The 19,079-nt window shown below is 74.2% G+C and carries 17 protein-coding genes and 1 pseudogene; 14 read left to right on the forward strand and 4 right to left on the reverse strand.

The window, feature by feature from the left end:
- Positions 1-12 precede the first annotated feature (12 nt).
- Positions 13-450 (forward strand): transcriptional repressor, encoded by a 438-nt coding sequence (locus GHR20_RS19670; RefSeq protein ID WP_111583969.1) that lies wholly within the window; start codon positions 13-15, stop codon positions 448-450.
- A 10-nt stretch (positions 451-460) separates the two neighbouring features.
- Positions 461-1,426 carry a folate-binding protein YgfZ gene (locus tag GHR20_RS19675; RefSeq protein WP_111583968.1) on the forward strand — a complete coding sequence of 322 codons (966 nt, stop codon included), beginning with the start codon at positions 461-463 and terminating at the stop codon, positions 1,424-1,426.
- A 79-nt stretch (positions 1,427-1,505) separates the two neighbouring features.
- Here GHR20_RS19675 and dtd read toward each other — a convergent pair whose 3' ends face one another.
- On the reverse strand, positions 1,506-1,931 hold the full coding sequence (gene dtd, locus GHR20_RS19680; RefSeq protein ID WP_111584049.1) for a D-aminoacyl-tRNA deacylase: 426 nt from the start codon (positions 1,929-1,931) through the stop codon (positions 1,506-1,508).
- 187 nt (positions 1,932-2,118) lie between these two features.
- On the opposite strand from dtd, the gene GHR20_RS19685 reads away from it, so the two are divergent.
- The 3 genes from GHR20_RS19685 (at position 2,119) to GHR20_RS19695 (ending at position 5,311) form a co-directional block, all read left to right on the forward strand.
- Positions 2,119-2,745 carry an aerial mycelium formation protein gene (locus GHR20_RS19685; protein WP_153813922.1) on the forward strand — a complete coding sequence of 209 codons (627 nt, stop codon included), beginning with the start codon at positions 2,119-2,121 and terminating at the stop codon, positions 2,743-2,745.
- Between the two features lie 76 nt (positions 2,746-2,821).
- Complete coding sequence (locus GHR20_RS19690; protein ID WP_153813923.1) at positions 2,822-4,057, forward strand: GNAT family N-acetyltransferase; 1,236 nt, start codon at positions 2,822-2,824, stop codon at positions 4,055-4,057.
- Positions 4,058-4,357: 300 nt separating this feature from the next.
- Positions 4,358-5,311: a winged helix-turn-helix domain-containing protein gene (locus GHR20_RS19695; RefSeq protein WP_153813924.1), complete on the forward strand. Its 954-nt coding sequence runs from the start codon at positions 4,358-4,360 to the stop codon at positions 5,309-5,311.
- 12 nt (positions 5,312-5,323) lie between these two features.
- On the opposite strand, the gene GHR20_RS19700 is transcribed toward GHR20_RS19695, so the two are convergent.
- Positions 5,324-5,512 carry a hypothetical protein gene (locus GHR20_RS19700; RefSeq protein WP_111583964.1) on the reverse strand — a complete coding sequence of 63 codons (189 nt, stop codon included), beginning with the start codon at positions 5,510-5,512 and terminating at the stop codon, positions 5,324-5,326.
- A 175-nt stretch (positions 5,513-5,687) separates the two neighbouring features.
- Between GHR20_RS19700 and GHR20_RS19705 the strand changes: the two genes are divergently transcribed.
- The 7 genes and pseudogenes from GHR20_RS19705 to GHR20_RS19735 all read left to right on the forward strand — a co-directional run.
- The gene (locus GHR20_RS19705) at positions 5,688-6,569 is read left to right on the forward strand and encodes a GntR family transcriptional regulator (RefSeq protein WP_181516365.1); all 882 of its coding nucleotides are present in this window, start codon (positions 5,688-5,690) and stop codon (positions 6,567-6,569) included.
- On the forward strand, positions 6,569-7,306 hold the full coding sequence (locus GHR20_RS19710; RefSeq protein WP_243878078.1) for an HAD family hydrolase: 738 nt from the start codon (positions 6,569-6,571) through the stop codon (positions 7,304-7,306). Before GHR20_RS19705 ends, GHR20_RS19710 begins: the two co-directional genes overlap by 1 nt.
- 279 nt (positions 7,307-7,585) lie before the next feature.
- Complete coding sequence (locus tag GHR20_RS19715) at positions 7,586-9,706, forward strand: aminoglycoside phosphotransferase family protein (protein ID WP_243878079.1); 2,121 nt, start codon at positions 7,586-7,588, stop codon at positions 9,704-9,706.
- Positions 9,707-9,726: 20 nt separating this feature from the next.
- On the forward strand, positions 9,727-10,371 hold the full coding sequence (locus GHR20_RS19720) for a TetR/AcrR family transcriptional regulator (RefSeq protein WP_153813927.1): 645 nt from the start codon (positions 9,727-9,729) through the stop codon (positions 10,369-10,371).
- Positions 10,372-10,439: 68 nt separating this feature from the next.
- Positions 10,440-12,485 (forward strand): AAA family ATPase, encoded by a 2,046-nt coding sequence (locus tag GHR20_RS19725; protein WP_153813928.1) that lies wholly within the window; start codon positions 10,440-10,442, stop codon positions 12,483-12,485.
- 25 nt (positions 12,486-12,510) lie between these two features.
- Positions 12,511-13,155, forward strand: coding sequence for an RraA family protein (locus tag GHR20_RS19730; RefSeq protein ID WP_153813929.1), 645 nt, complete (start codon positions 12,511-12,513; stop codon positions 13,153-13,155).
- 104 nt (positions 13,156-13,259) lie between these two features.
- Positions 13,260-13,713, forward strand: a pseudogene (locus tag GHR20_RS19735) (hypothetical protein); the annotation flags it as partial.
- Between the two features lie 26 nt (positions 13,714-13,739).
- On the opposite strand, the gene GHR20_RS19740 reads toward GHR20_RS19735, so the two are convergent.
- A complete protein-coding gene (locus GHR20_RS19740) occupies positions 13,740-16,109 on the reverse strand; it encodes an excinuclease ABC subunit UvrA (protein ID WP_153813930.1) in 2,370 nt (789 codons plus the stop codon).
- Between the two features lie 116 nt (positions 16,110-16,225).
- Between GHR20_RS19740 and GHR20_RS19745 the strand changes: the two genes are divergently transcribed.
- Complete coding sequence (locus GHR20_RS19745) at positions 16,226-17,470, forward strand: MFS transporter (RefSeq protein ID WP_194858925.1); 1,245 nt, start codon at positions 16,226-16,228, stop codon at positions 17,468-17,470.
- A 6-nt stretch (positions 17,471-17,476) separates the two neighbouring features.
- Here GHR20_RS19745 and GHR20_RS19750 read toward each other — a convergent pair whose 3' ends face one another.
- Complete coding sequence (locus tag GHR20_RS19750) at positions 17,477-18,079, reverse strand: CGNR zinc finger domain-containing protein (protein WP_153813932.1); 603 nt, start codon at positions 18,077-18,079, stop codon at positions 17,477-17,479.
- A 93-nt stretch (positions 18,080-18,172) separates the two neighbouring features.
- Here GHR20_RS19750 and GHR20_RS19755 point away from each other — a divergent pair, with 93 nt between their 5' ends.
- Positions 18,173-19,063, forward strand: coding sequence for an alpha/beta hydrolase (locus GHR20_RS19755; protein ID WP_153813933.1), 891 nt, complete (start codon positions 18,173-18,175; stop codon positions 19,061-19,063).
- The last annotated feature ends 16 nt before the right edge of the window (positions 19,064-19,079 follow it).

The following is a 19,079-nucleotide window of genomic DNA, read 5'->3' on the forward strand; positions in this document are numbered from 1 at the left end:
AGACTCGTCGGTGTGGTGAGCACCGACTGGAAGAGCGACCTCAGGCAGCGCGGCTACCGGCTGACTCCGCAGCGGCAACTTGTCCTCGAAGCCGTGGACACCCTTGAACACGCGACCCCCGACGACATCCTCGTGGAAGTGAGGAAGACGGCGTCGGGGGTCAACATTTCCACCGTGTACCGCACGCTGGAGCTCCTGGAGGAGCTGGGCCTGGTCAGCCATGCCCATCTGGGGCACGGCGCGCCGACGTACCACCTCGCCGACCGGCACCACCATCTGCACCTGGTGTGCCGGGACTGCGAGAGCGTGATCGAGGCGGATGTGAGCGTGGCGGCGGAGTTCACCGACAAGCTGCGGCGGCAGTTCGGGTTCGACACCGACATGAAGCACTTCGCGATCTTCGGCCGCTGCAAGGACTGCTCCCTGAAGAGCTCAACCAGCACGTCGTAGGCTTGCGCGTATGAAGAGCCCCCTGCTGTCCCTGCCCGGCGCCGTCCCCGCCGAGGGCGTGGACGAAGGCGTCGCCGCCCACTACGGCGATCTGTTCCGCGAGCAGCGCGCGCTCGCCGACGGCACCGGATTCGTCGACCTCTCGCACCGCGGTGTGCTCACCGTCAGCGGCGCGGACCGGCTGAGCTGGCTGCACCTGCTGCTCACCCAGCACGTCAGCGACCTGCCCACCGGCGAGGCGACCGAGGCGCTGGTCCTCTCGGCGAACGGGCACATCGAGCACGCCCTGTACCTGGTGGACGACGGTACGACGGTCTGGGCGCACGTCGAGCCGGGCACCCGCGAGGCGCTGGTCGCGTACCTGGAGTCGATGAAGTTCTTCTACCGGGTGGAAGTCGCCGACCGCACCGACGAGTTCGCCGTGGTGTACCTGCCGGCCGGGTCCATCGCCGAGGTGCCCGAGGGCGTCGTCGTGCGCGAGACCCCGTACGGCCGTGATCTCTTCCTGCCGCGCGCGGACCTGGAGTCCTTCGCGGCGGCGCACGGCCCGGCCGCGGGGCTGCTCGCGCACGAGGCGCTGCGGGTCGAGCACCACCGCCCGCGGCTCGGCTTCGAGACCGACCACCGCACGATCCCGCACGAGCTGGGCTGGATCGGCACGGCCGTGCACCTCCAGAAGGGCTGCTACCGGGGGCAGGAGACCGTCGCCCGGGTGCAGAACCTCGGCAAGCCGCCGCGCCGGCTCGTCTTCCTGCACCTGGACGGCAGCGATGTGCACCTGCCGGCGCCGGGCACGGAGATCCGGCTCGCGGACGAGGGCCCCGAGGGCCGCAAGATCGGCTTCGTGACGTCGTCGGTACGGCATCACGAGCTGGGCCCGGTGGCGCTCGCCCTGGTCAAGCGGAACGTCCCGGTCGACGCGGCGCTCCTGGCCGGAGACACGGCGGCGGCGCAGGAGGTCGTGGTCGAGCCGTAGCCCGACGGGCCGGGGACCGCGCGGACGACCGTGGCCGGTCGCGCGGTTCCCCGCGCCCCCTCGGGGCGCTCGCCCCCGGCTACATCTCCAGCAGCACCGTGAACGGCCCGTCGTTCGTCAGCGACACCCGCATCCGCGCCCCGAACCGCCCCGTCGCCACCGTCGCGCCCAGCGCCCGCAACTGGGCCACGACCTCCTCCACCAGCGGCTCGGCGACCTCGCCGGGGGCCGCCGCGTTCCAGGTGGGGCGGCGGCCCTTGCGGGCGTCGCCGTAGAGGGTGAACTGGCTGATGACGAGCAGCGGGGCGTCGAGGTCGCTGCACGAACGCTCCTCGGACAGCATCCGCACCGACCAGAGCTTGCGGGCCAGCTGCGCCGCCTTCTCCTTGGTGTCCTCATGGGTCACGCCGACCAGGACGCACAGGCCCTCGCCCTCGATCGCGCCCACCGTCTCGCCGTCCACGACGACGCTCGCGCCGTCCACTCTCTGCACCACCGCTCGCATGCGGACCATGATGCCGGGTACCCCGGAGCGCGGTGGTCGCGGGCGGGCCTCCGGGACGCGGGCACAGGAAGAACTTATGGAACCCTTACCGCCCATCCGGGGCTGTTCGGGGGCACTCGGTCACATACGGTGCGCCGGGGGTGGCACGATGCTGTCACACGCCGGTCGAGGGGACGGTCCGATCCATATGAGCACATCCAGCACCAGCGAACTGCCGGCCCCGCAGGGGACGTACCGGCCGCCCGTGCAGCGGGCCGACGAGCCCATGATCACACCGGCAGCCGTGCGCCCGCCCGCGCCCGAGCCGTCCCGGCCGGCCCCGTCCGAACTGTCCCGGCTGAGCCTGTCCGAGCTGCGCGCGCTGCGCCGCGACGCCCAGCGCGACGAGGCCGATCTCAGCTATGTGCGGCGGCTGTTGCAGGGCCGGATCGACATCCTGCACGCCGAGCTGGCCCGCCGCGGCCGGGCGGCCGCGCCCGCGCCGAAGGACGCCTCCGTGGTCGAGCGGCTCCCGGAGATCCTGCGCGACGCCCCCGCCCGCCAGCGCTCCTCGGCCCGCCATGTCACCGTCGGCACCCCCCGGGGCGAGGAGGTACGGCGGCTCGCCGCCGAGATGCTCGGCGAGGTGGAGCTGAGCGACCTCACCGCCCGCACGGACCTCGAACTGAGCGCCGCGATGGGCCGGTTGGAGCGGTACGAACAGGAGGTGTCGCGGCGCCGCCAGCGTCTCCAGCACACCGCCGACGGGTGCGGCGGGGAGATCGCCCGCCGCTACCGGGTGGGCGAGGCCCAGGTGGACGACCTGCTGGTGTGACGCCCCGCCGGTGCGAGGGGACCAAGGGGCGGAAATCGGGAGGACATCCGGCGGGACGGATGCCTACCGTGGGCGCATGAACGACGTCCGCACCGCCACCGAGGCCGACTTCGACGACTGGCAGCGCGCCCTGGCCGTGGGATTCACCCAGCCCCCGGCCCTGGCCCGTGAGCAACTCGACGCCCGACGGCGGAAGTTCACCCCGGGCCGCTACCTCGGCGCCGTGGACGGCGGCCGCTGGGTGGCCACGTTCCGCTCCTTCGAGCAGGAGCTGACCACGGTGGGCGGCGGTGTGGTGCCCGCCGACGCCATCAGCGCCGTGACCGTCAGCCCGACGCACCGCCGCCGGGGCCTGCTGAGCCGGATGATGGCGCAGGACCTCGCGGCGGCCCGGGAGCGCGGGGACGTCGTCGCCACCCTGCTCGCCGCCGAGTACCCGATCTACGGCCGCTTCGGTTTCGGCCCGGCCACCTGGCTGTCCCGGTGGACCGTGGACGTCCCGCGCGCCGGTCTCGACCGCCGCCGGCCGGTCCCGGACGACGGCGGGAGGATCGAGCTGCTGGACGGCGCGGAGGTGCGCAAGCTGGGCCCCGAGCTGTTCGACCGGTTCCGCCGCGCGCAGCCCGGCGCGGTCAGCCGCGACGAGCTGTGGTGGGAGCAGTTCACCGGCTCGCTGCGCGCCCACGCCGACTACGTGGAGCCGGTGCACGCCCTGTACCGCTCGGCGTCCGGCGAGGCCCAGGGCCTGGTGACGTACCGCAGCGACGACACCTGGACCGGCCAGCAGCCCGACCAGACCGCGCGCGTCGAGCGGCTCTTCGGGACCACCCCGGCGGCCGAGCGCGCGCTGTGGCACTACCTGTGCTCCATCGACTGGATCACCAAGGTCGACAGCGGCGGCCGGGGCCCCGACGACCTGCTCCCGTCCTTCCTGCCCGACCCGCGCGCCGCCCGGATCACCGAGCAGGCGGACCTGCTGTGGGTGCGGATCCTGGACGTCGCACGGGCCCTGGAGGCGCGTGCTTACGACCAGGAGGGCGCGCTGGTGCTGGAGGTCACGGACGAGGCCGGATACACGGGCGGCCGCTACCGGCTGGAAACCTCCGCGCAGGGCGCGTCCTGTACGGCCACCACCGCGAGCCCCGATCTGACCCTGGGCGTCTCGGAGCTGGCGTCCGTCTGGCTCGGCGGGGAGTCGCTGCTGCGGCTGGCCGCGCTGGGCCGGGTCCGGGCAGCGCGAGAGGGCGCCGCCCGGCAGGCCGACGCCCTGTTCCGCTCGCCCGGGCGCCCGTGGTGCCCGGACGACTTCTGACCGCTCCCCTCATCGGCGGCGCTGAGCTGTGCATCCGTAGCGAGCTGTTCAGTTGTGGCTGTGCTGTGCGTTCTTCAGTTGTGGCTGTGCTCGTCGTCTTCAGTTGTCGTCGTCTTCAGTTGTCCGCGTCTTCAGTTGTGGCTGTGCGCTTCGCCGGCCGTCCCCGGTACGGCCAACCGCTGGAAAGCTTGACCATGTCAGTCGAGTTGGCTGCCAACTCATCTCTAGTTATCTCCGCCGGAAGGCGTCTCATAACCAGCTGTCGCTGAACTGCCACAAGTTGGCGGGAAGTTGTACGGTTTGCCCGTGGACCCGGAGCACACCTCCGCCAGGGGACCCCGCGCGTCCCGCGCGTCCCACCGGGAGATCGCCGACGAGCTGCGCAGCCGGATCGGTTCCGGCGCACTGCGCCCCGGGCAGCGCATGCCCACCCAGGCCGAGCTGGCCGAGGAGTTCGGCGTGGAGCGCGGCGCGGTCCGCCAGGCCCTGGACATCCTGCACGCGGAGCGACTGCTCACCGGGGTGTCCAAGGGCAGCCCGGCCAGGGTGGCGCAGGGGGCGTGGCCGGGGTGGTCCGCCGCGCCGCCGCAGCCCACCGTGGTGGGACTCGGCCCGCGCGTCGCGGCCGCCTTCGCCGCCCCCCAGGTGCGGATCGACGCGCTCTGCCTGACCTCGGTGTCGCTCACGCTGGCCGTCGGCGAGCAGCTGCGGCTGATCCACGCGGGGGAGCTGAAACCGGCCAAGATCGATGTCCGGGTGCTGCTGCCCAGCCGCCGGATCGAGCTGGCCTTCCCGACTCCGGTGGACCCGGTGCGCGCGGGCGACGGCGGGCGGCTGCACGAGCGCTGGCTGGCGGTGCGCAACGCGCAGGGCATGGTGCTGCGGCAGAACCTGCTGGCCCTGCGCACCACGCACGGCATCGAGGTGCGGCTGGCCTTCCGTGCGCTGCCGTTCACGCCCCCGGTCAAGCTCTACCTGCTCAACGAGGCCGAGGCGCTGTTCGCGTACTACACCCTGGGGCGCCATGAGCAGGGGTTCGGCGAGGAGCCGATCCCGCTGTACGACGCGGACGGCACGCGCTCGATGCTGTTCGCCTTCGGGTCGGACGCCGGAGCGCGGGATGCCGGGGCGCGGGATGCCGGGGCCGGGGCGGGGGACACCGAAACGCGGGACGCCGCCTTCGTGGCGGAGTCCCGGCGGTGGTTCGACGCGCTGTGGGAGACGATCAGCTCCGAGCTGGAGCTGACGCCGTAGACCCCGAGGCGCTCAGATCGCGGGCCCGGTCAGGAGCAGCGCGAGCAGGATCGCGCCGGCGGAGCTGACCGCCGGGCTCTTGGCCTTGCGGCCGACCGTGAACAGGAGCAGGCCGAGCGCGCCTGCGGTGCCGTACTTCCACTGCACGAGCTGTTCGAGGGCGAGGACGAGGGTGGCGGAGAGGAGGGCGGGAGCGGGCACGGCGAATCCCCCTTCGGGTGCCGATGGAGAAACGGTGGACGGTGCGAGCCGGAAGGCAGAACTTCTGCCAACTTGGAAAAGTTGGCAACCAACTCTGTTTAAGTTGTCCCCCCTTGGTGGCACTCTATAAACAACTTCTCGGCAACTCCCCTCAGATGGACGGAAGTTGTAACGTTTGGTGGTGACCCAGGAGCACATGGCAGTCAACGGCAGCGGCAGACGCAGCCCCCAGGAGATCGCGGGCGTCCTGCGTGAGCGCATGCGGGCCGGAATCCTGCGGCCGGGCGAACGGCTGCCCACCCAGGCCGAGTTGGCGGAGGAGTTCGGCGTCGAGCGCGGCGCCGTGCGCCAGGCCCTGCGGGTGCTCCAGCAGGACGGCCTGCTCAGCGGCGTCACCAAGGGCAGCCCGCCGCGGGTCGCCGAGCAGCGGTCCGGGGCCGGGGAGCCCCAGCCGACCATGGTGGCCCTCGCGCCCCGGCTGACCGACGCCTTCGCGGCGCCGCGGGTGCGCATCGACGCCGTCTGCCTGACCGCGCAGAGCCTGATCCCGGCCCTCGGCGAACCGTTGCGCCTGATCCACGAGGGCAAGCTGCGCCCGGAGCGGATCGACGCCCGCGTCCTGCTGCCCTCGCGGGAGATCAGCCTCGCCTTCCCGGTCTCGGTCGACGCCGGGAGCGCGGAGGACGACGCGGTGCACCAGCGCTGGCTGGCCATGCGCAACGCCCAGGGCCAGGTGCTCCAGTACAACCTCCAGGCCCTGCGCGGCACCCATGACATCGACGTCCATGTCACCTTCCGGGCGCTGCCGTTCACCCCGCCGGTGAAGCTGTACCTGCTCAACGGGGCCGAGGCGCTCTTCGCGCACTACATGATCACGCGCCGCGCCGAGCCCACCGACAGCGGGACGCTGGAGATGTACGACGCGGTCGGCTCCGAGTCCCTGCTCTTCTCCTTCGAGCGGGGCGCCGGGCAGCGGGACGCGGCGTTCGTGGAGGAATCGCAGAAGTGGTTCGACGCCCTCTGGGAAACCATCTCCACGGACCTGACACTCTCCTAGTGACTTCTGATACGACTTCTGATGCGAGCGAGATCGAGAAGCTTCGTGTACTGATCACTTCCGCCCGGGTCGTGCTGTGGGACTTCGACGGACCCATCTGCCGGCTGTTCGCCACGCACAAGGCCGAGCGGATCGCCGCGGACCTGGTGGCCTGGCTGGAGCGGCAGGGCCTGCACGGCCTGCTCACCCCGGCCGAACGCGGCACCCCGGACCCCCAGGTGGTGCTGCGCGCGGTGGGCCGCCGCCGGCCCGGCAGCGACCTCGTGACCGGCCTGGAGGAGCGCCTCACCCAGGAGGAGCTGCGGGCCGCCGCCTCCGCGCTGCCCACCGCCTGGGCCGACCCGCTGATCCGCACCTGGACCGCCGTCGGCACCCGGCTCGCCGTCACCACCAACAACTCGCCCCGCGTGGTGCGCAGTTACCTGGAGTCCCGGGGCCTGACCGCCTGCTTCGCCCCGCACCTGTACGGCCGTACCGAGCACCTGCACCACCTCAAGCCCGACCCGCACTGCCTGCTGCGCGCCCTCGGGGCCATGGGCGCCGCCCCCGCCGCCGCCCTGATGATCGGCGACACCCCCTCCGACCTCGCCGCCGCCCGCGACGCCGGGGTCCCCTTCCTGGGCTACGCCCGCAACGAGGCGAAGGAGAAACCTTTGCGCGCGGCCGGCGCCGCACACGTCGTACGGTCGCTGGAACCGTTGTTGCGCCTGCTCAGGGGTGGCCGGGGGACCGGCTAGCATGCGGATTGCGCGGCCGGGTCACCGTCCGGCCGCGGATACGCGGGCAGGGGCGCGGCGAGCTGCCGGGCCCCGGCCGCCGGACCGGCACCGCCGGGCGGCGGACCACCCGTTGGGCTACTCCACCGCGCCCGGAGGCCGTACCGGCCACCACGGGGGACTAGCGTTTCCCCGGACCCGCCGCCCGGCAGGTCCTCCCCCTTTGTGCGATCGATCCCGGAGCGGCCAGTGGGCGCACCGTCGGTTCCCCCTACCGTCGCGGGGGAGCGCGCCGAAGCCATGCGGACGGACGCCGCGTGCCGTGCCTTCGCGGCCCGTGCCGCGGCCGCGGGGGCGACCCGTGAGGGCCCGCGCCACCGCGACCACGTACTGCCGCTGCCCGAACCGCTCGCCGGTCCGCTCGGCCGGCCCCCGGGCACGCCCGTGACCGTCCGGCTGCCCCGTCCGGACGCGGCACCGGCCGTACGCACCTGGGAGGGCGAGGCGGAGATCCTGCGCGCGGTCCACCGGGTGCTGCCGGGGGTGGCGCCGCGGTGTCTGGCCGCCGGGGACGGCTATGTCATCCACAGCCATGTGGACGGCCGGGCGCCGCTCCCCGGGGACGTCGCCGCGCTGCTCGCCGCCCTCGCCCCGGTGCGCGGCAGCGCGCTGCCCCCGCTGCCTGCGCACTGGCCGCGCAACCACACCGACTCCCAGGGCTTCCTGCGCACCTTCGCCCACCTCGCCGACCGGCAGATCCGCAGGGCCGGCTGGCGCAGGTACGGCGGCCTGTTCACCGCGCTCGGCGTCCCCGAGGACGCGCTCGCCCGGTTCGCCGACCGGGTGCCCGCACTGACCCGCCGCCCGTACGTCCTGCTCCACGGCGACCTGCGCGGCACGCAACTCGTCGTGTCGGACGACGGGTTGCACTGCACCGGCTGGGAACTGGCAAGCTACGGCGACCCGTTGTACGACCTCGCCGTCCACCTCGTCCATCTCGTCCGCACGCGCCGCCCGGAGCCCGAGCGGGCGGCGCTCGTGCGCGCCTGGGCCGACGCGGTGGCCCGTACCCGGCCCGCCGCCGTCGCCGGGCTCGGCAAGGACCTGCCCCACTACCTCGCCCTCGAACACGCCCAGTCCCTCTACACCGACGTGGTCCGGGCGGTGCGCGCCCTCGGCCGCTCCTTCGACCCGGAGTCCCTGGAGCGGGCCACCGCCACCGTGGGCGACGCCCTGCGCGCGGCCACCGAACCGCTGCGGCTCGGCCGGGTGCCCGGGGCCGGCGAGATCGAGCGGGTCCTCTTCCGGCGCGGCGCCGCCCGGCCCGGCCCGCGCCCCCGGGCCATCGCCTGGACACCGGACCGGCGGGTCCCCGAGCACCCCGGCTTCCCGCACCACGCGGTCGCCGACGCCCTGTTCCTGGAGGGCGCCGCCCCGGCCGAGCGGGTGTTCAAGGGCGCCGCCCACCTCACCACCGTGCTCCGGGTGCCCGGCACCGGCTTCCCCGTCGTCGTACGCCGCGAGGTGACCGTCGTCCTGCGCCGCGAGCGCAGCTTCCTCAGCGAGCACGCCGTCCTCGCCGCCATCGAGCGGTCCGGGGTGCCGGTCGCCGCCCCGCGCGTCCTCGCGCTCGGCACCAGCCACGCCGCCGACCCCGCCCACCGCTACCGGGACGACCGGTTCACCGTCCACACGTACGAGGGCGCCCGCGACCTCGGCCGCCGCCCCGACCACCCGGTCGACGGGCTGCGCCCGCACGAGGCGGACCACCTGGTCGACCAGCTGGCCGCGCTGACCGGCGTCGACCCGGCCGGCATCGACCCGCTCGGCGGCCGCCCCGGCTTCTACGGCTGGCTCAGCGAGCAGCTCGTCGCGCTGGTCGCGGCGCTGCCGCCGCCCTCCCAGCGGGCGGCCCGCTTCCTCGGCCTGCCGGACGCGCCCCGGCTGCGCGAGATCCTCGCCCGCCACCAGGTCACCGACCGCGCCCCCGCCCTGCTGCACGGCGACCTCAACCCCTGGAACCTGGTGCGCCGCGACGACGGCCCCGCCCTCACCCTCATCGACTGGGAGATGGCCCTGGTCGGGGACCCGCTGTACGAACTGGTCCGGCACATGCACCTGACCCCGACCCGGCCGGAGATCCGCGACCGCATGTTCCGCCGCTGGGCGGCCCGCCTCGACCCGTGCCACACCCATGACTGGCAGCGGGACTGGCGGGTCTACCGCTGGATCGAGCTGGTCCGCTCGGCCTACGTCGACCTCGACCGCCTGGTCACCGGCTCCAGCCTGGACGCGCCCAACGTACGGCGGGCGGTGGCGTCGTACGGCATGACGCTCGCGGCGGCGACGGCTTCCCTGGGGCTGTCCGGGCGCCCGTGGGGACTGCCCGGCGCCGGGCTGCCCCGGCCGGGGCTCGGCTGAGCACTGCGTAGGCTCGCCCCATGGGTGAGTCGCAGCCGCGCGAGCGGGAGACGGGATCGCGGGAGCCGGAGCCGGGGCTGCGGGAGCGCAAGCGGCGGCGGATGTACCAGGAGGTGTCGGACACCGCGGTCCGGCTGTTCCTGGAGCGGGGTTTCGACGCGGTGCCGGTGGCGGAGGTGGCCGAGGCCGCCGGGATCTCCAAGCCGACCCTCTTCCGGTACTTCCCGGCCAAGGAGGACCTGGTCCTGCACCGGATCGCGGACCACGAGGCGGAGTCCGCGCGGGTGGTCGCGGGCGAGCCGGACCCGGTGGACGCGCTGCGCCGGCACTTCCTCGCCGGACTGGAGCGGCGCGACCCGGTCACCGGGCTCAACGACCACCCCCAGGTGCTCGCCTTCCACACCCTGCTCTACGGCACCCCGTCCCTGGTCGCGCGCGCCTACCGGCACCAGGAGCGCGCGGAGGCGGCCCTCGCCGAGGCGCTCGGCGGCGACCTGGACGCGCGGCTCGCGGCCGGGCAGATCATCGCCGTCCAGCGCATCCTCGCCCTGGACAACTGGCGGCGGATCGCGGCGGGGGAGAAGGTCGCGGACGTCGCGCCGGAGGCGGTGCGGGCGGCGCAGCGGGCGTTCGGGCGGCTGGGGGCGGTGCTGGCCAGGGGCTGAGCGGGGACCCTTTATGAGAGTGGGTTAAAAATTTAACTCGGTAACGAATTTGTCGTACGCTGGGCGGCATGACGTCACACCCCGCCCTCACCGACGCCCTGCGCGCCGAGCGCGCCCACCACGACGACTGCCGCGCCGCCCTCGCCGCGATGGTCGAGGGCGCCGCGGAACAGGTCGTCATCGGCGAGGACGTCTCCGCCTCCGGCGCGGATGCCGAGGTGCTCGGTCACCAGCTGCGCAGCCAGGCCAAGGCGCTGCGCGAACTCCCGCCGGGGCCGCTGTTCTTCGGCCGCCTGGACTTCGCCCGCGACCACCCCGAGCACGGCGGGCTCCCCTACCACCTCGGCCGGCTGCGCCTCACCGAGAGCCCCGCCGCCCCGCCCCTGGTGGTCGACTGGCGGGCCCCCGTCTCCCGCGCCTTCTACCAGGCGAGCGCCCGCGACCCCCAGGGCGTGGCGGTACGGCGGCGGTTCGGCTGGGCGCCCGGCAGCACCGGGGAGACGGCGGACCTCACCGGCTTCGAGGACGAGCGCCTGGACGGCGGAGGCGGTGAGGGGGACGGGACGCTCAGGCCGGACGGCATCGTCGCCCGCGAGCTGGAGCGCCCCCGGGTCGGCCCGATGCGGGACATCGCCGCCACCATCCAGCCCGAGCAGGACGATCTGGTGCGCGCCACCCTCGCCGACTCGGTGTGCGTGCAGGGCGCCCCCGGCACCGGCAAGACCGCCGTCGGACTGCACCGCGCCGCCTATCTGCTCTACACCCACCCCAAGCGGCTCCAGCGCGCCGGACTGCTGATCCTCGGCCCCAACCGCACCTTCCTCGCCTACATCTCCGAGGTGCTGCCCGCGCTCGGCGAGGGCGGTGTGCGCCAGTCCACCCTCCTGGACGAGATCGCCCGCCACCCGGTCACCGGCACCGACCCCCTGCCCGCCGCCGCCCTCAAGCACGACCCCCGCATGGCCGAGGTGCTGCGCCGGGCGCTGTACGCGCACGTGACCACGGACGGCGTGCGCGACCTCGCCGTGCCCGACGGCTCCTACCGCTGGCGGGTGCGCGCCGCCGAACTCGCCGCGATCGTCGAGGAGGTGCGCGCGCAGGAGCCGCCGTACGCCGTCGGCCGCGAGCGGGTGCGCACCCGGGTGGTACGACGGCTGCGCGATCTCGCCGAACGGCGCTCCGGGGTGCTGCCGGCCGCCTGGGTACGGCGCATGGAGCACGCCCGGCCGCTCACCGCGCAGCTCGACCTGGTGTGGCCGAAGGTCCGCCCGGAGGAGGTGCTGGCCCGACTCCTCACGGAACAGGCGGAGTTGGCCCGCGCGGCGGACGGGGTTCTGGAGCCCGGCGAGCAGCAGGAACTGCGGTGGGCGCGCCCGCCGCGCTCGTACAAGTCCGCCCGCTGGTCGGCCGCCGACCTCGTCCTCCTGGACGAGCTGTCCGGGCTGATCGAACACCCCGCGGGCTACGGGCACATCGTGGTGGACGAGGCACAGGACCTCTCGCCGATGGAGTGCCGGGCCATCGCCCGCCGGGCCGTCTTCGGCTCGCTGACCGTTCTCGGCGACCTCGCCCAGGGCACCGCGCCGTGGGCCGCCCGCGACTGGTCCGCGCAGCTGCGCCACCTCGGCCGGCCGGACGCGGCGGTGGTCTCGCTGACCACCGGGTTCCGGGTGCCGGCGGCGGTCGTCGCCCTGGCCAACCGGCTGCTGGCCCGCCTGGCGGTGGCGGTGCCGCCCGCCCGGTCCCTGCGCACGGACGGGGAGCTGACCCTGCGCCCGGCCGAGGACGTCCTCGCCGCCACGGTCGCCGCCGCCCGCCGCGCCCTCGCCCGGGAGGGCTCGGTCGGGGTGATCGCGGCCGACGCCGACGTGCCCGCCCTGGCGCGGGCCCTCGCCGGCGCGGGCCTCCAACCGGCCGCGCCCGACGCCCTCGGCGCCCGGCTGGCCCTCGTCCCCGCGAGCGTGGCCAAGGGCCTGGAGTACGACCACGTCATCGCGGTGGAACCGGCCGCCGTGACCGAGGCGGAGGAGCGGGGCGCGCACCGGCTGTACGTGGTGCTGACCCGGGCGGTGTCCCGCCTGGACGTGGTGCACGGGCGGCCGCTGCCGTTCTGAGCGGGCGCTGGGTAGCGTGCCGTACATGACCGAACTCAACGCTGAAGCAGCGGACTTCGCGGCCTTCCGGGACATACCCACCACCACCCTCGCCGATCTGCTCGGCGTGGAGCAGGTCATGGACCTCGGGATACGGCCGCTGTGGGGGCCGGTGCCCCGCCTCGCCGGACCGGCGTTCACCGTGAGCTGCCCGCCCGGCGACAACCTCATGCTGCACGCGGCCGTCCACCGCGCCGCCCCCGGCTCGGTGATCGTGGTCGAGTCCGGCGATCTGCGCTACGCCCTGGCCGGCGGCAACGTGTGCGCGGTGGCGCAGCGGCGCGGCATCGCCGGGTTCGTCGCCGACGGGGTGATCCGCGATCTCGCCGAGGTGCGCGACCTGGGCTTCCCCGTCTTCGCCCGGGGGATCGTGCCCATCCCGGGCGTCAAGGAGGTCACGACCCCCTTCGGCAGGCCGGTGCACTGCGCAGGCGTCCTGGTCGGAGCCGGGGACGTGGTGGTGGCCGACGAGGACGGCGTGGTCGCCGTACCGGCCGCCCGCGCCGGCGACCTCCTCACCGCCGCCCGCGCCAGGCTCGCCCAGGAGGCGGCACAGACGCTGGACGACTGGGAGCGGGCGCACCGGACCCGGATCGAGGAGATCCTGAGGGCCCGGGGGTTCGAGGGGTGAGGTGAGGGGCCGCGCGGCTCGGGGGAGGGGCCTGCCCGCCTCCCGGCCGGGACTCTCGGGCCGGGGCTGTCCTTCCGCCGCCCCGGGGCCGCTCCTGGACGGTGATGCCGCTCTTCCCCGACGTCGACGGCCCGCTCATCCCGTTCGGGGCGGCGGACCGCCCGTACCCGGTCCACGACGGCCCGCCCGTGCCCGCCGCCGGACACCCCCTGCTCACCCGCGTCGACCCGGCGCTCGGCCACCGCCTCGCCGACCTGGGCTGCGCGCTGGTGCGGGCCACCACCTGGATGGACGAGGCCAACACCGTGCTCGCGCCCTGGCCGGGCCTGCCCGCGCTGCCCGTCGTGCGCCGGCCGGACGAGGACGAGCCGCCCGGCCCTCCGCACTGGAAAGACCCGCCCGCCGGTCGCCTGGGCGGCGGGCCGGTCCTTCCTCTGGGTGGACGACGAGATCACCGAGGCCGACCGCGCCTGGACCGCCGCGCATCACCCCGGCCCGGCGCTCCCGCACCGGGTGGACCACCGGTACGGCCTGACGGAGAACGACTTCCGGGCCCTCGGGGAGTGGCGGCGGCGGGCTGAGCCTCAGGCCCCCACGTACTCCGCCAGATGCTCCCCGGTGAGCGTCGAGCGGGCCGCGACCAGGCCGGCCGGGGTGCCCTCGAAGACGATCCGGCCGCCGTCGTGCCCGGCACCGGGGCCGAGGTCGATGATCCAGTCGGCGTGGGCCATGACCGCCTGGTGGTGCTCCACCACGATGACCGACTTGCCGGAGTCCACCAACCGGTCGAGCAGGGCGAGGAGCTGGTCGACGTCGGCCAGATGGAGACCGGTGGTCGGCTCGTCCAGGACGTAGACGCCGCCCTTGTCGGCCATGTGCGTGGCCAGCTTCAGGCGCTGCCGCTCGCCGCCGGACAGGGTGGTGAGCGGCTGCCCGAGGGTGAGGTAGCCGAGGCCGACGTCGGCGAGGCGGCCGAGAATCCGGTGGGCCGCCGGGGTGTGCGCCTCGCCCGCGCCGAAGAACTCCGCCGCCTCGGCCACCGGCATCGCCAGCACCTCGCTGATGTCCCGCCCGCCGAGCCGGTAGCGCAGCACCGACGCCTCGAACCGCCGGCCCTCGCACTCCTCGCAGGTCGTGGACACCCCGGCCATCATCGCCAGGTCGGTGTAGACGACGCCCGCGCCGTTGCAGTGGGGGCAGGCGCCCTCCGAATTGGCGCTGAACAGGGCGGGCTTGACCCCGTTGGCCTTGGCGAACGCCTTGCGGATCGGGTCCAGCAGCCCGGTGTACGTCGCCGGGTTGCTGCGCCGCGAGCCGCGGATCGGCGCCTGGTCCACCGACACGACGTGCTCGCCGGCCGGGACCGACCCGTGCACCAGCGAACTCTTACCTGACCCGGCCACCCCGGTGATCACGGTCAGCACCCCGAGCGGGATGTCCACGTCGACACCGCGCAGGTTGTGCGTCGTGGCGCCGCGGATCTCCAGCGCGCCGGTGGGCTCGCGCACCGTCTTCTTCAGCGCGGCCCGGTCGTCCAGGTGCCGCCCGGTCAGGGTGCCCGCCTTCCGCAGCCCCGCGAGGTCGCCCTCGTAGCAGACCGTGCCGCCCGCGGTGCCCGCGCCGGGGCCGAGGTCCACCACATGGTCGGCGATCGCGATCACCTCGGGCTTGTGCTCCACCACGAGCACCGTGTTGCCCTTGTCGCGCAGCCGCCGCAGCAGCCCGTTCATCCGCCGCACGTCGTGCGGGTGCAGGCCGACGGAGGGCTCGTCGAAGACGTACGTCACATCGGTGAGCGAGGAGCCGAGGTGCCGGATCATCTTCACGCGCTGCGCCTCGCCGCCGGACAGCGTGCCCGAGGGCCGGTCCAGCGAGAGGTAGCCGAGGCCGATCTCCACGAACGAGTCGAGGGTGTCCCGCAGCGAGTCCAGCAGCGGCGCCACCGACGGCTCGCTCAACTCCCGTACCCACCCGGCCAGATCGCTGATCTGCATCGCGCACGCCTCCGCGATGCCGATCCCCGCGATCTTCGAGGAGCGGGCCGCCTCGGTCAGCCGGGTGCCGTCGCAGTCCGGGCAGACCGTGAAGGTGACCGCCCGGTCCACGAACTCCCGGATGTGCGGCTGCATCCCCTCCCGGTCCTTGGCGAGCATCGACCGCTGGATGCGCGGGATCAGACCCTCGTAGGTCATGTTGATCCCCGCGATCTTCATCCGGGTCGGCTCGCGGTGCAGGAAGTCGGCCAGCTCACGCTTGGTGTACGAGCGGATCGGCTTGTCCGGGTCCATCAGGCCGGACTCGGCGTACATGCGGTAGTTCCAGCCGCCGGCCTTGTAGCCGGGCACGGTCAGCGCGCCCTCGTTCAGCGACTTGCCGTCGTCGTAGAGCTGGGTGAGGTCGAGGTCGGTGACGGCGCCCCGGCCCTCGCAGCGCGGGCACATGCCGCCCGTGACGCTGAAGCTGCGCCGCTCCTTGACCTGCCGCCCGGCCCGCTCCACGGTGACCGCGCCGGCGCCGCTGACCGAGGCCACGTTGAAGGAGAACGCCTTGGGCGAGCCGATGTGCGGGGTGCCGAGCCGGCTGAAGAGGATGCGCAGCATGGCGCCCGCGTCGGTGGCGGTGCCGACGGTGGAGCGCGGATCGGCGCCCATCCGCTGCTGGTCCACGATGATCGCGGTGGTCAGCCCGTCCAGGACGTCCACCTCGGGCCGCGCGAGCGAGGGCATGAAGCCCTGCACGAACGCGCTGTACGTCTCGTTGATCAGCCGCTGCGACTCGGCGGCGATGGTGTCGAACACCAGCGAGCTCTTGCCCGAGCCGGACACCCCGGTGAACACGGTCAGGCGGCGCTTGGGGATCTCGACGCTGACGTCCTTGAGGTTGTTCTCGCGGGCTCCGTGCACCCGGATCAGGTCATGATTGTCGGCGGCGGGGGCGGCTTCGGCGGCGTCCATGCGGGCCACGGTAGCCGGGGGCGCGGAAGAACCGCTTCTCCGATTCTGACCGGTTCCGGTGCGTGCCGTCCCGGTCCCGGTGTGTTCCCTCCGCGCCGCCTCTAGGCTGCGCGCCCGTGACGCTGTCTTCGAGCAGACCCCGCCCGGACGAAACCGTCCTCCCGCTGTGGCGGGACACCCGCTTCACCCTCCTCTTCTGCGCCCGGGTCGTCTCCGTGCTGGGCAACGGGTTCGCCCGGGTGGCCCTCGCCTTCGCGGTCCTCGCGCTGCCCGGCGCGAGCCCCGGCCGGCTGTCGCTGGTGCTGGCCTGCCAGGCGCTGCCGCAGCTGCTGTTCGTGCTGGTGGGCGGGGTGATCGCGGACCGGATGTCCCGCTCGGCGCTGATGGCCCTGGCGGATGTGCTCGGGGCGGGGGCGTACGGCGCGCTGGCCGCGATGGTGCTGACGGGCGTGGCCCCGCTGCCCGCGCTGTGCGTCCTCGCCGTCCTGGCCGGCACGGCGACCGCCCTGTTCGCGCCCGCCTCCGAGGGCCTCGTCCCGCTCCTCGTCCCCAAGGACCGCCTCCAGCGCGCCAACGGCCTGCTGCGGATGGGCACCAACACCTCCCTGCTGCTGGGCCTGTCCCTGTCCGGGGTGACGGTCGCGGCGGTGGGCGCGGGTTGGGCGCTCGCGCTGAACGCCGTCTCCTTCGTGGTCAGCGCGGCCCTGACGGCCCGGCTGCGGATGCCCCGGCGCCCGCGCGGCACCTCCTCGGGCTGGACCGAACTGAAGGAGGGCTGGCGGGAGTTCGCCTCCCGGCAGTGGCTGTGGGTGGTGGTCGCGCAGTACGCCCTCGTGGTCGCCGCGCTCAACGCCAACGCGGGGGTCCTCGGGCCCCTGACGGCCACGCGGCACCTGGGCGGCGCGCGGGCGTGGTCGGTCATCGTGGCCGCGCAGGCGATCGGCACCGTCGCGGGCGCGGGCCTGGCCGCCCGGGTACGGGTCTCCCGCCCCCTTCTCGTGGCCGTCCTGTGCACCTTCCCCGCCGCCGTCCCGATCGCCCTGCTCGCGCTGGCGGCCCCGCTCTGGGCGATCGTCCTCGCGATGTTCGCCTCGGGCCTCGCGAGCGACGTCTTCGGCGTCCTGTGGGCCACGACCATCCACCGCGAGATCCCCGAGCACGCCCTGTCCCGGGTCAGCTCCTACGACTGGTTCGGCTCCCTCTCCTGCGCCCCGCTCGGCCTCCTGGCGGCGGGCCCCGCGGCGACGGCGGTGGGCCCGGGGCGGGCGCTGGCGGGCTGCGCGGCGCTGGTCACCCTGGCGACGGCGGCGGCGCTGCTCTCCCCGCAGGTGCGGAACATGCGCAGCCCGCAGGGGAGTTGACGCGCCTCAGGGCTTGGGCTCCCGGACCGTGTTGTGCCGCTGGTAGTAGCGGGCGACGCGGGCCCGGTTGCCGCAGCGGGCGGGGGAGCACCAGCGGCGGCGGGGGTGCGCCGGCAGGAAGACCATCACACAGCCGTCCGCCTCGCACTCCTTGAGCCGGCCGATCGCCGGGTCGGTGAGCAGGTCGGCCGCGGCCTCGGCCAGCGCCGCGGCCAACCGGACGCCGAGCGGGCCGGTGCGGCGGGGCCCGGCCGTGACGGACGTCCCGTCCCAGCGGAGCTCCCGCACGGCCGGCGCGGCCCGCTGGGCCTCGGTGAGCCCGCGCAGCGCGGCCGCGGGAGGCGCGGCCCCGTCCAGCAGCGCTTGTACGACGGCCTCGGTGTGCCCGCGTACGGCGTGCACGGGACCCAGGTCATCCGGCCCCGGCTCCTCGCCCGCGCCTCCCTCCGCCGTGTGGCCCTCGCCCAGCCGGTCCGCCTCCAGCGCCAGCCACCGGGACAGCTGCCGGGGCGTGCCGAGCAGGTCCACCCGGCCGTCGCCGCTCAGCGGACGGGTGTTGACCAGATCAAGGGCGAGGGCCTCGCCGGTCAGCGGTTCGCTCTCAGACATGCGGCTAATGCTAACCCCGCCGATTGACACATTAGCCCGGTGGGGTTTCACTGGATGTACCTAATGCATCTCTTTCGGAAAGAGGCATGTGAAATGACGGTCGCAAGCACGCTCTCCCTCCCGGCCCGGACCGCCCACCGTTTCGTCGAGGTCGACGGGGTGGACGTCTTCTACCGGGAGTCCCTGCCCGAGCGCCCCGACGCCCCGGTGCTGCTGCTCCTGCACGGCTTCCCGTCCGCCTCGCACCAGTTCCGCCGGCTGATCGACACCCTCGGCCGTGACCACCGGCTGATCGCCCCGGACTACCCGGGCTCCGGGTACACCGTGGCCCCGGAGGGGTTCACCTACTCCTTCGACCGGCTCGCCGACATCGTCGAGGGCTTCACCGAGCGCCTGGGGCTCCGGCGCTTCGCGATGTACCTCTTCGACTTCGGCGCCCCGGTCGGCTTCCGCCTGGCGCTCCGGCATCCGGAGCGGATCGCGGGGCTGGTCGTGCAGAACGGCAACGCGTACGAGGAGGGCCTGTCGGGCGCGGCCCGCGCGTTCACCGCCCTCACCCCCGACACCCCGGGCGCCGAGCAGGCCGTACTCGATCTGCTCGCCCCCGGTTCCGTCCGCGCCCAGTACGAGGGCGGCACCGCCGACCCCGAGCTGATCGCCCCCGAGGGCTGGCTGCTCGACCAGCACTTCCTCGACCTGCCGGGCCACCGCGAGGCACAGCGCGCGCTGTTCTACGACTACAAGAACAACGTCGCCGCCTATCCCGCGTGGCAGGCGTGGCTGCGCGAGCACCGGCCCCCGACCCTGATCACCTGGGGCACCGGCGACCCCTTCTTCACCGTCCCCGGCGCCCGCGCCTACCTGCGCGACCTGCCCGCCGCCGAACTCCATCTGTTCGACACGGGCCACTTCGCCCTGGAGGACCACCTGCCCCGGATCGCCCCCCTGATCGCCGGCTTCCTGTCCGGGGTGCCCGCCGCATGAACCCGGGACGGACCGG

Source organism: Streptomyces sp. SUK 48, from assembly GCF_009650765.1.
GTDB lineage: Bacteria > Actinomycetota > Actinomycetes > Streptomycetales > Streptomycetaceae > Streptomyces.